This window comes from Azonexus sp. (assembly GCF_041909095.1).
Taxonomy (GTDB): Bacteria; Pseudomonadota; Gammaproteobacteria; order Burkholderiales; family Rhodocyclaceae; genus Azonexus.
This window is the reverse complement of sequence record NZ_JAYREB010000001.1, coordinates 118,423-131,546: the sequence shown is the minus strand read 5'-3', so window position 1 is coordinate 131,546 and position 13,124 is coordinate 118,423. Positions and strand designations below refer to the sequence as shown.

Sequence of the window (13,124 nt, the reverse complement as noted above, 5' to 3'; positions counted from 1 at the left end):
TCAGCACATCTTGACGACAATGTCGTGCAGCGTGTTGGCGCAGTGCGCCATGCGGTCGGCGGCGTTGGAGAGGTGGCGGTAGATTTCCCGGCGCTTGAACATGTGGATGTAGTCGTCGCCCTGGAAGAGGTCGGCGATCGCCCGCCGGTAAGCCTTTTCGACACGGCGTTCGGCCTTGCGCGCGAGGTCGGCGTCTTCGGCCGCCTGCGCCGGCTCCTTGGCTAGCCGGGTGAAGCCCTGGAGCAGGGCGTCGGTGCCCAGCTTGATGTGCATCGCCATTTCCAGGCAATGCTTGTCGGGGTCGAGTTGCAGGACCTCCATCTCGCTGACCGTGGTCTTGCAGTAATTGACGACTTCGTCGAGGTCCATGATCGCCCGGTAGAGGTCCTCGCGGTCGATCGGCGTCGAGAAGGCCTCGTTCAGCGCGTGCAGGTTGTGGATCTTGACGCGGTCGGCTTCGTGTTCGTCCTTGCGGATCTGGCGGCCGATGTCAGGGGCGGCGGTTTCCATGAACTCGACCAGCAGGCCGGCGGTCTGCGCGACGTGCCGGCATTGCAGGGTGAGCATGGCGAAAAAGTCAGGCATCTTGGGAAAGACGCGCTCGATCAGCCGGCTGAGCAGGGAGGGCGAACCCGGGTTGTCGCTCATGATGGGACTCCGATGAACAGGTGGAGCAGGGCATAGGCCTGGATGGCGACCAGCGCGGCACCGGGGATGGTGATCACCCAGGTGGTCGCGATGTCCTTGGCCTTTGCCCAGCGGACCGCACGCGGCCGTTCCGAGGCGCCGATGCCCATGATCGAGGTGGCGACGACGTGCGTCGTCGACACCGGGGCGCCAGCCAGCGAGGCGCTCATGATCACCAGCGCAGAGGTCAGTTGCGAATCTAGCGCGTGGATCGGCCGCACCCGGTAGATGGCGAAGCCGAGCGTGCGGACGATGCGCCAGCCGCCGGAGAGGATGCCGAGGGTGATCGACGTGGCACAGGCGAGCATGACCCAGAACGGCACTTCGAACTTGGGAATGAAGCCGCCCAGCAGCAGGACCAGGGTCAGGATGCCCATGCTTTTCTGGGCGTCGTTGGCACCGTGCGAAAACGCCAGGCCGGCGGCGGTGAAGAACTGGGCGTAGCGCAGCCGGGCGTTGGCGGCGGTACTCGCGCTGCGCAGCAGGGCGTTCATCAGGCGATGAATCAGGAAGCCGGCCCAGAAGCCAATCAAGGGGGACAGGACGAGGGCGGCCAGGACCTTGACGATGCCGGTCAGGTGGCCATCGGCAAGCTCGCGGAAGCCCCAGACGACATGGTCGCTGCCGACACTGACGACGATTGCGCCGATCAGGCCGCCGACCAGCGCATGCGACGACGATGAGGGAATGCCGAAATACCAGGTCGCCAGGTTCCAGACGATGGCGCCGATTAGTCCACAAAGCAGGATCGACAGCGAAAGCAGTGGCACCACGCCGTCGAGACTGATGAACTTGCCAATCGTGTTGGCGACTGCTGTGCCACCGAGCAGTGGACCGAGGAATTCAAAGAAACCGACGACGATCACCGCCTGCACCGGGGTCATCGCCCGCGAGGCGATGACCGTTGCGACGATGTTGGCGGCATCGTGGAAACCGTTGGTGTAGTCGAAGAGCAGGACGACGATGACGGTTGCCAGTGCGAGCAGGAACAGAAGATCCATGCGCGTTGGCCGCGGGCGGCCTCCTCCGGATTCGTTATGTCTCGTTTCCCGCCAGTATAGTCCGCTCTTCTTGCCGGAGGGGCGGGAAACGAGGGGCTGCCTTATTCCGGTACGCAGATCTCGCCGCGCAGCATGGCCCGGCTGGTATTGAACAGCAGCACGACGATCAGGATGCTCAGCAAGCCCAGCAGCACCGGAGTCAGAATGGCAAAGAAGGTGCCGCCGACCTTTTCGAGCATGATGCTGGAGGCGATGGTCATCGCCGCCAGCGGGAAGGAATAGGCCCACCAGGGAAGGGCGAACGAGAGGCGGGCAAAGTGGCGCCACTGGAAGAACAGCAGCAGGGTGATGAAAAGACCGAAGTAGTAGAGGATGCGCGCCACGTCATCGAGCACGCCATGGTGCAGCTTGAGCCAGGCGATGCAGCCGACCGCCGGCGGGGCGATCAGGATGAACAGCGTCGGCAGCAGCTTGGCCGGAACCATCGGATGGAAGAAGAAACGGTTGAACAGCACCGCCAGCAGCGGCGTCCACATCATCAGGCCGACGCTGAAGTAGAACCAGGAAATCTCCGGAAAACCGAGCGGTACGCCGGCGACCGGCACCAGAATGTTGCCGACGATGGGAATGAACCAAGCCGGGTTGCTGTGCTGGACCTGGTAGCGTTCGTGGTGAATCCAGGTGGACAGGATGAGCAGGGTGAACAGCAACTGGGCGACGCTGCCAACGCTCCACAGGGCGAGCGCAATCGACGGACTGTATTGCAGGCTCGCGATGGCGAGCAGTAGAAGGCCGATCGACATGGTCGGGAAGAAACTGATGCGGATCGGATGGTTGAACTCGCCGATCACTTCGCTGCGGTAGCGCAGGAACTTGCTCAGGTAGGCAAAGGCAATCAGCCCGTAAATGCCGGCGCTGAGGATCAGCAGCAGGGTCGAGGGATGGATGGTCCAGGACCAGAGGTGCTCGATCCGTTCAAAGGCAATGGTGGTGCCGGAGAGGCCCATGACGATCGCGAAAAGCGAGATCGGCATGTGCGCCAGACGGTTATGGGGCGCATGTTGGGAAGCGGCGCTGTTCATGAAAACTCCTGATTATCGTGAGGTATAGTAGCAGTTGCTTATTTTACTGCTGTTGGGGGTGTCGCGGCCATGCGCTGCGGCATTGAATTTATGTGAACCCAGGTCGGGTGCGCTCCTGATGGCCTTGAGAATGTCATGCCGATGATCCTGCCATCCTGTTTGCCTTTTAGTCCGTCGCAGCGTTCTGTTGCTGCACGTGATTGTTCGTGGAGTCGGCAATGAGTGTCTGGGGCTGGCTGGCCCTGCCGCCGCTCGCCGTGCTTCTGCTCAACCGGGCCATCCGCAACAGCCTGCGGGCGCCGCGGGTGCCCCGCGAGGCGCAGCCGGACGGGCTGTCGTGGCAGTCGGTCGAGGTGCCGACCTGCAATGGCAAGCGCCTGCGCGCCTGGTACATTCCGGCCGGGCCTCGCGCTTTGGTCGTCATGCACGGCTGGGGCGGCAATGCGGCGAACTTTCTGCCGGTTGCTCGCCACCTGAAGGAAGCCGGCTATTCGCTGTTGCTGCTTGATGCCCGTTGCCACGGGGAAAGCGACGACGACAGCTTCGCTTCGCTGCCGCGCTTCGCCGAGGATATCGAAGCCGGCATGGCCTGGCTGGTCGGCATCGCCGGTATCGAGCGCGATGCCCTGGCGGTGATTGGTCATTCGGTGGGGGGCGGGGCGGCGCTGCTGGTTGCCAGTCGCCGTCCGGAAATCCGCGGCGTCATCAGTCTCTCCGCCTTTGCCCATCCGGCGGCCATGATGCGGCGCTGGCTGGGCGCCAAGCGCATTCCGTACTGGCCGCTGGGAGCTTACGTATTGCGTTACGTGCAGCAGGTCATCGGTTACCGTTTCGACGATATCGCGCCGATTCATACGATAGCCCGGGTGCGCTGCCCGGTGTTGCTGGTGCACGGCCGGGACGATGCCATGGTGCCGCTTGCCGAGGCGCGGGCGATCCGTGCTGCGGCAGGGCATGCCGATGTCGAATTGCTCGAGTTGGCCGGGAACCATGAAGAGTTTGGCGATGTCAACGGACATGTGCCGAAATTGCTGGAGTTTCTCGAGCTGGCGTTTGCGCGCCGGCTGTGACAAATAAAAAAAGGCGGGAGACAAGCTCCCGCCCAAGCGGAGTCTGCCCTGTTTGGCGTCAGGGCAGGAGGAAAGAGGCTTTCTCCCGCAGGGTGATGTCTGAATTGCCCTCGGCGGTGATGGTGAAGTGAATCGGATTCGAGCCGCGCTTGCCGGATTCCGGCGGAGCGGCCAGGACGACGTTGAACGAGGTCAGGCCAGCAGCCTTGGCGTCGACGCTGTCGTCACCGACGATCTTCAGGCCTTCCAGGCCCTCGACCGTGAGCTTGTAGTGCTGCGGCGATTCCGAGGTGTTCATGATCTGCAGCATGAATACGTTCTCGATGCTGCCATCGTCGGCTTCGCGGGCCAGCGTCGAGCGGTCGCGGATGATGTCGACCTTGAGCGGGATGCGGTGCACCAGGAAGTAGCCGGCGATGATGCTGATCAGGATCAGGATTGCCGTGTACAGCAGGATGCGGGGGCGGATGATGTGCGACATGATGCTCTTGTGATCGAGCTTCTGCTGCATCGCATTTTCCGTCGAATAACGGACCAGGCCACGCGGCAGGCCGACCTTGTCCATCACCTGGTCGCAGACGTCGATGCAGGCGGCACAGCCGATGCACTCGTATTGCAGGCCATTGCGGATGTCGATGCCGGTCGGGCAGACGACGACGCACTGGCCACAATCGACGCAGTCGCCCAGCTTGCTGGTGTCGGCGCCTTTCTTGCGCAGCCCGCGCGGCTCGCCGCGATCCGGGTCGTAGGTGATGATCAGCGTGTCCGGGTCGAACATCACGCTCTGGAAGCGGGCGTAAGGACACATGTACTTGCACACCTGTTCCCGCATGAAACCGGCAAACAGGAAGGTGAAGCCGCCGTACAGGAAGATCCACAGCATTTCCCAGGGGCCAAGGTTGTTGGTCAGGACGTTGTTGATCAACTCGCTCATCGGCGTGAAATAGCCGACCAGCGTGAACCCGGTCCATAGCGACAGAAGGCCCCAGAGTGCGAACTTGGTGCTCTTGATTCGCAGCTTGCGCGCATCCATCGGCGCCTTGTCCATCTTCAGGCGGGCATTGCGATCGCCTTCGACCCAGTTTTCGATCCACATGAACAATTGCGTATAGACCGTCTGCGGACAGGCGTAGCCGCAGAACAGGCGTCCGGCAACCGCAGTGACCAGGAACAGGGCATAGGCCGAAATGATCAGCAGGATGGCCAGGTAGATGACGTCCTGCGGCCAGAACACCAGGCCGAAGATGTAGAATTTGCGTTCAACGAGGTGGAACAGAATGGCCTGTCGGTCATTCCATTGCAGCCAGGGAGTGCCGTAGAAAACGATCTGGGTCAGGAGAACCAGCGCGATGCGCCAGTTGTCAAAAAAGCCACGGACTCGTTTGGCGTAGATTTTCTTCCGTTTTTCATAGAAGGAGACTGCAGTCGGTGCTTCCTGCTTTTTCTGGTCTGCCGCTTGGTTCATTGTTGTTGTTACCCCGTTGATTGTTCTGGTTGGAAACCGGGGTGGCTGTCTGTCTGCCGACTGGTTGCATGAAGCAAGCCTGCGGGGCGAACTAAGGGGGATATGCTCCCAGCCGGTCAGTACCTGCAGCCCGATATTTTCCAGGAAAGCGCATCGGGTTGCGGGAGGTGTCCCCGGTTTCCGGAGTTTCTATTAACAAGTTGCGTGCCAGCTCGTGAAATTTGTTTGCGACTATTTAAATCAAGGGTTTGCAATCTTTTTCGTGTACTGGTTCGTCACTGCGGCTCGGGCTGTGTCAGAATCGGCAGCATCGGATGGCGGGGGTGTCAATTTTGACGTCGCATTTTTTGAGTGAGTTGATTTCTTTTCTTGATGGTTTGCCTGAGCCGCGCATCGTCATGAGTGCGGATTACCGGATCATTGCTGCCAACGCGGCGTATACCCGGGAGTTCGGTGGCGGTCGGGAGTTGGCTGGGCGCAGTTGCTACGAAGTTTCCCACCGCTTCGAACTGCCTTGCGATCAGGTCGGGGAATCCTGCCCGCTGAAGCTCAGCATGGAAACCGGCGAACCGCAACGGGTGCTGCATCTGCATCACACGGCACGCGGCGAAGAACATGTCGCCGTCGAAACAGTACCGATCCGCGACGAGAATGGCGAGATTGCCTATTTCGTCGAAACCATGCGTGTCGTTCGTCAGGCCAGCAGTCGCGCCGCTGCACGCGGGCTGGTTGGGCGCTCGCCGGCATTCGTCGATATGCTGGACAAGATGATGCGCGTTGCTCCCTCCAATGCGGCGGTCCTCCTGCTTGGTGAGACGGGAACCGGCAAGGAACTGGTCGCGCATGCCATCCACGAGGCCAGTCAACGTGCTGAAGGGCCCTTTGTCGCGGTCGATTGCGCCGGCATGACGGAGACGCTGTTCGAAGCCGAGTTGTTCGGCTACGAAAAAGGCGCCTTCACCGGTGCGACGCACCGCAAGCAGGGGCTGGTCGAGGCGGCCTCGGGCGGCACCCTGTTTCTCGACGAAATCGGCGAGTTGCCCCTGAGTCTGCAGATCAAGCTCTTGCGCCTGCTGGAGACCGGAACCTATCGCCGGGTTGGCGGGCTCGACTGGCTGCCGGCAGACTTCCGTCTGGTGACGGCGACCCACCGCGACCTGGCGGCGATGGTGCAGGCGGAAACCTTCCGTCGCGACCTCTATTTCCGGATCAATACCTTTCCGATCCGGACGCCGGCCCTGCATGAGCGTAGCGGCGATATTGCGCTGCTTGCCGAGTCCCTGCTCGAACGGGTGGATCACAAGCAAGGGCGTCGTTTTACCAAGGCAGCATTGACCTGGCTGGCAGCGCAGCGTTTCAGCGGCAACATTCGCGAGTTGCGTAACCTGATTGAAAGGGCGTCCTTGCTCGCCGATGGTGATTGCATCGACCTGTCACATCTCGTGGAGATGGCCGATTCTCCGCCACCGCTGGCGAGCGGTGCGACCGTCTGGCAGGGCTTCGGTGTCGATCGGGTTGTCGAGCTTGAAGAGTTGGAGCGGGGTTATCTGCGCTGGGCACGGCAGAACCATCAGGGGGAAATGGATGAATTGGCGCGTCGTCTTGGCGTTAGTACGCGGACCCTCTACCGGAAACTGGAAAAGATATCGCTGTCTTGAAAGGAGGAGTGCTTGTCGGATGCTTATGACGATGCTATATTTTTCCGTTGTTGCCGAGGTTTGGATTTTTACCAAACCTTACAATCTGAAATGATTATTGACCTAAAATCGGGGCCGGTTATATTGACAAATATTCCGTTTCCCAAAGAGATTCCTTGTGTCGTCTCGGTTTCCGGGCTTGCGGCATGAGGTTGAACCGGTTCCTTGCGAGTCCCTCATGAAAATCAAAACCATCACATTGTTACTGGCTACTGCGGTCTTTTCCACCGCCGGTCTTGCTCAGGATGCAGCTCCGACGGAAGTTCAACAGGCGCTGCGCCAGGTGGCCCAGCAGGCAGTGCAAAAAAGTCCGGAAGTGACCATCAAGTGGCGTAACTACAAGGCTGCCGAAGAAGAGGTCGGTGTCGCCCGCGGCGGCTACTTCCCCAAGGTGGATCTGAGTGCCGGGGCGGGTCGTGAGAGCCTGGAAGTCCCGGGTGCGGCCAAGGACAGCTACACCCGGCGCGGTTACGCGCTGACGCTGAGCCAGATGCTGTTTGACGGCTTCGCGACGCGCAGCGAAGTGCGCAAGCTGGGCAAGGCCAAGCTGGTGCGCTACTACGAGTTGCTCGAAGCCTCGGAAACCGTCGCCCTCGAAGCCAGCAAGGCCTACGCCGACGTGCTGCGCTACCGCTCGCTGGTGACGCTGGCCGAAGACAACTACGTTCGCCACAAGGCAACCTACGAGCAGATCAAGGCGCGCACTGCCTCCGGCGTCGGCCGTCGGGTCGATCTCGATCAGGCGGCCAGCCGCCTGGCGCTGGCCGAGGTCAACCTGACCACCGAGACCGCCAACCTGCACGACGTGATGGCGCGCTACCAGCGCCTGGTCGGCGAACTGCCGGCGGCGACGCTGACGCCGCAGCAACTGACCGGCGCGGCGCTGCCGGCGAGCCCGAAGGCGGCGCTCGATGTGCTCTACAAGCGCAACCCGACGCTGCTGGCGGCGGTCGAGAACATCGAGGCGGCGCAGTACGACGTCGAAGGCCGGCGCGCCGCCTACATGCCGCGCGTCGATCTGCGGGCACGTACCGAAACGACCAAGAACTACCAGGGCGTGACCGGCGATCGCGACCAGAACGTTGCCGAAGTTGTGATGTCGTGGAACCTGTTCAACGGCGGCTCGGACACGGCGCGCGAGCGGCAGTACGTCGAACGCAAGCACATGGCGCTGGAAATGCGCGAGAAGGCCTGCCGCGACACCCGGCAGACGCTGTTGATCGCCTACAACGACGTGCAGCGCCTGCGCGACCAGCGGGATGATCTGACGACGCAGGTGACGCTGCTTGAGAAGACGCGCGACGCCTACCGCGAACAGTTCAACATCGGCCAGCGCACGCTTCTCGACCTGCTCGACACCGAAAACGAACTGCTGGCGGCGAAGCGCTCGCTGGTCAATGCCGACACCGACCTGACGCTGGCCTACCTGCGCAGCCAGGCCGGCATGGGTTCGCTGCTCGAATTCATGGGCTTGCAGAAGCTCGAGACGGCAACGCCGGAAGCCGGCGAACTGGCTGACGTCGATGCCGCGGCGATGTGCCCGGCGGAACCGGTGGCTGTGGCCGGTACCTCGCGTGAGGAGCTTGACGCCCGGGCGCAGGATCTGATGGGCAAGAAGCCGCCGGTGGTGACGCCGCCGACCGAAGGTGCCGATGTTCAGGCACGGGTCCGTTCTTGGGCGCAGGCCTGGTCGGCGAAGGATTATGCGGCTTACACCGCCTTCTACGCGCCGACCTTCACGCCGGATGGCGGGCTGTCGCGTGAGGACTGGAACCAGTTGCGTCGCCAGCGCATCATGCCGCGCGAGGATATCTCGGTAACGGTGGATAAGCTGAACGTGCAGATGCACGGCGAGGACCGGGCGACGGCGAAGTTCGAGCAGACTTATCGTTCGAACGTCTTCAATGATCGCGTCCTGAAGACCCTGGAAATGATCCGCAAGGATGGCAAGTGGCTGATCAACGGTGAAACCTCGACGCCTTGCGCGGGCAATACCGTCGGCGGTTGCCAGTAAAGTCCTATCCTTCGTCAGCCCTCCCCGTTCGGGGAGGGCGTAAAAAAGCCGGAGCGTTGCTCCGGCTTTTTGCTGCCTGCTTGCCTGTGCCGTTCAGTTGTGATCGACGGGGGCGACGAAAACATAGCCTTGCGAGCGCAAGGTCTTGATGAAACCTGATCCATCGGACTGGTTGCCGAGAATGCGGCGAATCTGGCTGACGTGGACGTCGATGATCCGGTCGTAAGGGATGTACTCCCTTTTCAATACGCGTGACAGCTGTTCTCTCGACAATGGCTCGAACGGGTGTTCGAGGAAGGCCATCAGCAGCGCAAACCCCGATACCCCGATGGATACTGGCGATCCCTTGCCGTCGGTCAGTTCCCGCGAGGCCGTGTCGAGCGTCCAGTGACCGAAGCGGAAACGCCGCAACTCGTTGCGGTGCAGCTGGCTGGCTGGTCTTGTCTGGCAACGCCGTAACAGCCTGCGGGTGCGGGCGAGCAACTCGCGCATGTTGCAGGGTTTGGGAAGAAAGTCGTCGGCGCCGATCTCGATGCCGATGATGCGCTCGATTTCATCCGAGCGCGTCGAGTGGATGAGCACCGGTATTTCGGATTGCTGTCGCAACTGGCGCAGCAACTCGAGTCCGTCCGCATCGGGCAGGCTCAAGTCCAGAATGACGATGTCGGGCCTTTTTCCCAGTTGCAGCCACATGGCGGCGCCGTTTTCAGCGAAAATGCTACCGATGCCTGCGGAAGCGAAGGTTGCGGACAGTACGTGACGTGTTCCGGGGTCGTCTTCGACAATCAGGGCGGTCTGGTTCATGAACTGGTTGTTTATGCTTGGTGAGTGCATTGTATTTCATTGTAAAAGGAAGTGCTTGCCCTATGCGGTATGCCAATCCCGGTGGTGCCGGTTTTTTTACCAATCTTCAACCATGCTGGCCAGCGATCCGGGAGAATCTTACGGTATTCAATCAGGACAATGCGAACGGCAAGATGCTGATACCCGGGGAATTGGAGGGGTTCGATGTGGCGGCAGCGGTTGAGCGAATGCTCGATCGGCCTGAACTCTGGTGGCAGGCTGTTGGTCTGTTCGTCACGCATTTTTCGGACTGGCCATCGCGCTGGCGTGGCGCCCTCGGTGACGATGCGGCGGAGCGCAGGCAGGTTCATGCCTTGCGCAGCGCCGCCGAAAATGTTGGGGCGGTGCGGCTTGCGGCTGCCGCAGCGCGTCTCGAAAGCGCTTTGCAGCGGCGGCTGGCTGGCCGGGAAGAGTCGATCAGCGATGACTGGCGCGACGATCTGATGGCTGCCTATCTTGCCGCGATGGCGGCGGTCGCTGGCGTTGGTCCAGCGGGGAATTCGTGAGCCGGGAGCCGGAACAGGCGACTTTCGGCCAGCATCTGGTCCGGATCAATCTGCAGGTGCTCCTGCCTGTGTTTCTCGGCCTGCTGCTGTTCATCCTGATCCTCAGCGCCTGGCTCGATGTGCGCAACCTGATCGACGAGGGGCAGGCCCGGATGCTCCTGCTTGGCGACGTGGTCGCCGAGAGTCTGGTGCGTGATGACGTGACCCTGACCAGGGCGTCGGCGGAGGCACTGCGCGATGTCGCCGATTTCCGCCGCTTGCTGATCTATCGCCCTGACGGCAGCGTCTTCTTCGAGTTGCGCCCGGCCACGACGAACGCTGTTGCTTCGGCGCATCTGCAGGAGGCCGACGATGGTTATCTGCTGTCCTGGGACCGGATCGATTTCTTTCGGCGCATCTGGCACGATGGGACCGACCTTGGTCAGGTGCAGGTCAGCATCGGCTTCGACGGCCTGTATCGGCAGCTGCTGGGTAATGCTGCGCTGATCCTGGTGGTATTTGCCCTGGGACTGTGGGCGATACTGCGCCGGCTGGGAGAGCGTGTCGAGAACAGTTTGCGGCCGCTCGACCTGCTTGATGAGACAATGGCCGAAATTTCGATTGGCCATCTCGAGATCCGCGCGGCACCGTCGGAAATCATGGAATTCAACCGCCTGAGCGACGGTTTCAATCAGATGATCGCGCAGATTCGCGAGCGCGATCACTGGCTGGCGACCCACTTGGGCAATCTCGAACAGATTGTCGAGCAGCGGACCCGCGAGTTGCGCCAGGCAAAGGAGGTCGCCGAGGCGAGCAGTCATGCCAAAAGCGAATTCCTGGCGATGATGAGTCACGAGATCAGGACGCCGATGAACGGCGTCCTGGGGATGACCGAGTTGCTGCTCAATACCGATCTGACGCCTACCCAGCGCCAGTTCGTCGAGGCAGTTGATCGTTCCGGGCGGCATCTCCTGACGATCATCAACGATGTTCTGGATTTCTCGAAGATCGAAGCCGGGCATCTCGAACTGGAAATGCAGGATTTCGACCTGCGCGCCCTGCTCGAAGAGTCGGTCGAACTGTTTTCCCAGCCGGCAAACAAGAAGGGCCTGACCCTGATGATCGAACTGCCGGCCGGTCGTGGTCTGAAACTACGCGGCGATGCGCTGCGCTTGCGTCAGGTGGTGGCCAATCTGCTCAACAACGCGATCAAATTCACCGACGAAGGAGAAATCGTCGTCAGTCTGCTCCTGCTCTCCGGCGAACCGGGACGGGTGACCTTCGAACTGCAGGTCCGGGATACCGGCATCGGCATTCCGCAGGACGCCCAGGCCCGGATTTTCGAGCATTTTGCGCAGGCTGACGGGTCGACATCGAGGCGTTTCGGCGGTACCGGTCTGGGGCTGACCATCTGTCGTCAACTGATCGAAATGATGGGGGGGCGGATTGGCGTGGTCAGCCGGCTTGGCTATGGCTCCTGTTTCACCGTTGATCTCAGTCTGCCGCAGGCGGAAGTTTCCGACCTGTCGGAGGTGACGAGCAGTGATGCCGGCACGCTGCGCCGGGTGGCGCTGCCGACCGCCGACGAACAGTACCTGCCGGCGCGTCTGCGTGGGCGTGTGCTGCTGGCCGAAGACAACGAAAGCAACCAGATCGTTGCCCGTACTCACCTGGAGCGCTTCGGCTTGCAGGTACTGCTGGTCAGCAACGGTCAGCAGGCGCTTGATCTGCTGGAGAGCGAATCCTTCGACCTGGTATTGATGGATTGCCAGATGCCGGTGCTGGATGGTTTCGCCACCTGTGCCGAATTGCGCCGCCGCGAAGAACTGGCCGGCCTGCCGCGGGTGCCGGTCGTCGCCTTGACCGCCAATGCCATGCGTGACGACCGGGCCCGTTGCCTGGCAGCCGGCATGGATGACTATCTGGCCAAGCCGTATCGCGGTGACGAAATGCTCGCCGTGCTGGAACGCTGGTTGCCGCGCGAGCGCCGCAAATCGACCGGAGCAGGTGCGTCGAGCGGGGCACACGAAGCGAGTGCCGGCCTGCCGATCGATCCAGCCGCTTTCGATCAGCTTCGGGCATTGGCGCCGAATGGTGCGGGGGCACTGATCCGCCAATTGATCGAGGCTTACCTGCGCAGTGGCAGGCTGCATTGGGACGAGTGCCAGCAGGCGTTCGCCAGCGGCGATCTGGAGAAACTGGCGCAAGCCTGCCATGCACTCAAGTCGAGCAGTTTCAACGTCGGCGCCCTGCGCTTTGCTGGTTTGTGCCGTGAGATCGAATCGTTGTGCCGGGCTGCCGCCGGGGAGGAAGTGCAGGCGCTTCATCCTGGCCTGCAAGCCGAATGGCAGGCGGTGTGCGACGCCCTCGGCGTCATGTTGGCAGGAGAGACATCATGAGTCAGAAGAGTTTACGGGTACTGGCAGCGGACGACGATCCGACGATGGTGATCCTGCTACAGGCAGTGCTGCAGGCACCAGGCTTCGAACTGGTCGTCGTCAGCAATGGTGGCGACGCCTTGCGGGTCGCCAGCGCTGGTGCAGCCTTCGACCTTGCCCTGCTCGATGTCGAGATGCCGGAAATCGACGGTTTGCAGGTGGCCGAGCAGTTGCGCCGGCATTTCGGTGAGCGCTTGTGCATCGTCTTGCTGACTGGCCGTGAAGATGCGGTTTTTGTCGCTGCGCAACAGCGTTTGCGGGCGCAACATCTGCCGAAGCCGGTAGACTGGACACAATTGCCGCAGCGCTTGTGGCAATGGGTGGACGAGGGCTGAGCCCCTT

General features: G+C 61.6%; 11 protein-coding genes. 6 read left to right on the top strand and 5 right to left on the bottom strand.

Going from position 1 to position 13,124, the window contains the following annotated elements; genetic code table 11:
• From ACE3OV_RS00640 to ACE3OV_RS00630, 3 genes are all read right to left on the bottom strand, one after another.
• Complete coding sequence (locus tag ACE3OV_RS00640; protein WP_374323994.1) at positions 1–648, bottom strand: DUF47 domain-containing protein; 648 nt, start codon at positions 646–648, stop codon at positions 1–3.
• Positions 645–1,688 (bottom strand): anion permease, encoded by a 1,044-nt coding sequence (locus tag ACE3OV_RS00635; RefSeq protein ID WP_374323992.1) that lies wholly within the window; start codon positions 1,686–1,688, stop codon positions 645–647. Before ACE3OV_RS00635 ends, ACE3OV_RS00640 begins: the two co-directional genes overlap by 4 nt.
• Before the next feature lie 101 nt (positions 1,689–1,789).
• A complete protein-coding gene (locus ACE3OV_RS00630; RefSeq protein ID WP_374323991.1) occupies positions 1,790–2,770 on the bottom strand; it encodes an SLAC1 anion channel family protein in 981 nt (326 codons plus the stop codon).
• A gap of 218 nt (positions 2,771–2,988) precedes the next feature.
• Between ACE3OV_RS00630 and ACE3OV_RS00625 the strand changes: the two genes are divergently transcribed.
• Complete coding sequence (locus tag ACE3OV_RS00625; RefSeq protein ID WP_374323989.1) at positions 2,989–3,840, top strand: alpha/beta hydrolase; 852 nt, start codon at positions 2,989–2,991, stop codon at positions 3,838–3,840.
• Positions 3,841–3,898: 58 nt separating this feature from the next.
• Here ACE3OV_RS00625 and ccoG read toward each other — a convergent pair whose 3' ends face one another.
• Positions 3,899–5,305: a cytochrome c oxidase accessory protein CcoG gene (gene ccoG, locus ACE3OV_RS00620; protein WP_374323987.1), complete on the bottom strand. Its 1,407-nt coding sequence runs from the start codon at positions 5,303–5,305 to the stop codon at positions 3,899–3,901.
• A 323-nt stretch (positions 5,306–5,628) separates the two neighbouring features.
• On the opposite strand from ccoG, the gene ACE3OV_RS00615 reads away from it, so the two are divergent.
• Both ACE3OV_RS00615 and ACE3OV_RS00610 read left to right on the top strand, forming a co-directional pair.
• The gene (locus ACE3OV_RS00615) at positions 5,629–6,963 is read left to right on the top strand and encodes a sigma-54 interaction domain-containing protein (protein WP_374323986.1); all 1,335 of its coding nucleotides are present in this window, start codon (positions 5,629–5,631) and stop codon (positions 6,961–6,963) included.
• Between the two features lie 217 nt (positions 6,964–7,180).
• A complete protein-coding gene (locus tag ACE3OV_RS00610; RefSeq protein WP_374323985.1) occupies positions 7,181–9,016 on the top strand; it encodes a TolC family outer membrane protein in 1,836 nt (611 codons plus the stop codon).
• Between the two features lie 93 nt (positions 9,017–9,109).
• Here ACE3OV_RS00610 and ACE3OV_RS00605 read toward each other — a convergent pair whose 3' ends face one another.
• A complete protein-coding gene (locus tag ACE3OV_RS00605; protein WP_374323983.1) occupies positions 9,110–9,820 on the bottom strand; it encodes a response regulator transcription factor in 711 nt (236 codons plus the stop codon).
• A gap of 29 nt (positions 9,821–9,849) precedes the next feature.
• Here ACE3OV_RS00605 and ACE3OV_RS00600 point away from each other — a divergent pair, with 29 nt between their 5' ends.
• The 3 genes from ACE3OV_RS00600 to ACE3OV_RS00590 are packed head-to-tail and all read left to right on the top strand — an operon-like array spanning position 9,850 to position 13,117.
• Complete coding sequence (locus ACE3OV_RS00600) at positions 9,850–10,365, top strand: Hpt domain-containing protein (protein WP_374323981.1); 516 nt, start codon at positions 9,850–9,852, stop codon at positions 10,363–10,365.
• Positions 10,362–12,743, top strand: a complete 2,382-nt coding sequence (locus ACE3OV_RS00595) for an ATP-binding protein (protein ID WP_374323979.1) — start codon at positions 10,362–10,364, stop codon at positions 12,741–12,743. Before ACE3OV_RS00600 ends, ACE3OV_RS00595 begins: the two co-directional genes overlap by 4 nt.
• Positions 12,740–13,117: a response regulator gene (locus tag ACE3OV_RS00590; protein WP_374323977.1), complete on the top strand. Its 378-nt coding sequence runs from the start codon at positions 12,740–12,742 to the stop codon at positions 13,115–13,117. The genes ACE3OV_RS00595 and ACE3OV_RS00590 overlap by 4 nt, the downstream gene beginning before the upstream one ends.
• Positions 13,118–13,124: the final 7 nt, after the last annotated feature.

What these genes read in the sequence shown, in the direction of transcription:
- ACE3OV_RS00630 (WP_374323991.1), bottom strand. Translation starts at nt 2,770, where the DNA reads ATGAACAGCGCCGCTTCCCAACATGCGCCCCATAACCGTCTGGCGCAC.
- ACE3OV_RS00625 (WP_374323989.1), top strand. Translation starts at nt 2,989, where the DNA reads ATGAGTGTCTGGGGCTGGCTGGCCCTGCCGCCGCTCGCCGTGCTTCTG.
- ACE3OV_RS00635 (WP_374323992.1), bottom strand. Translation starts at nt 1,688, where the DNA reads ATGGATCTTCTGTTCCTGCTCGCACTGGCAACCGTCATCGTCGTCCTG.
- ACE3OV_RS00590 (WP_374323977.1), top strand. Translation starts at nt 12,740, where the DNA reads ATGAGTCAGAAGAGTTTACGGGTACTGGCAGCGGACGACGATCCGACG.
- ACE3OV_RS00640 (WP_374323994.1), bottom strand. Translation starts at nt 648, where the DNA reads ATGAGCGACAACCCGGGTTCGCCCTCCCTGCTCAGCCGGCTGATCGAG.
- ccoG (WP_374323987.1), bottom strand. Translation starts at nt 5,305, where the DNA reads ATGAACCAAGCGGCAGACCAGAAAAAGCAGGAAGCACCGACTGCAGTC.
- ACE3OV_RS00605 (WP_374323983.1), bottom strand. Translation starts at nt 9,820, where the DNA reads ATGAACCAGACCGCCCTGATTGTCGAAGACGACCCCGGAACACGTCAC.
- ACE3OV_RS00610 (WP_374323985.1), top strand. Translation starts at nt 7,181, where the DNA reads ATGAAAATCAAAACCATCACATTGTTACTGGCTACTGCGGTCTTTTCC.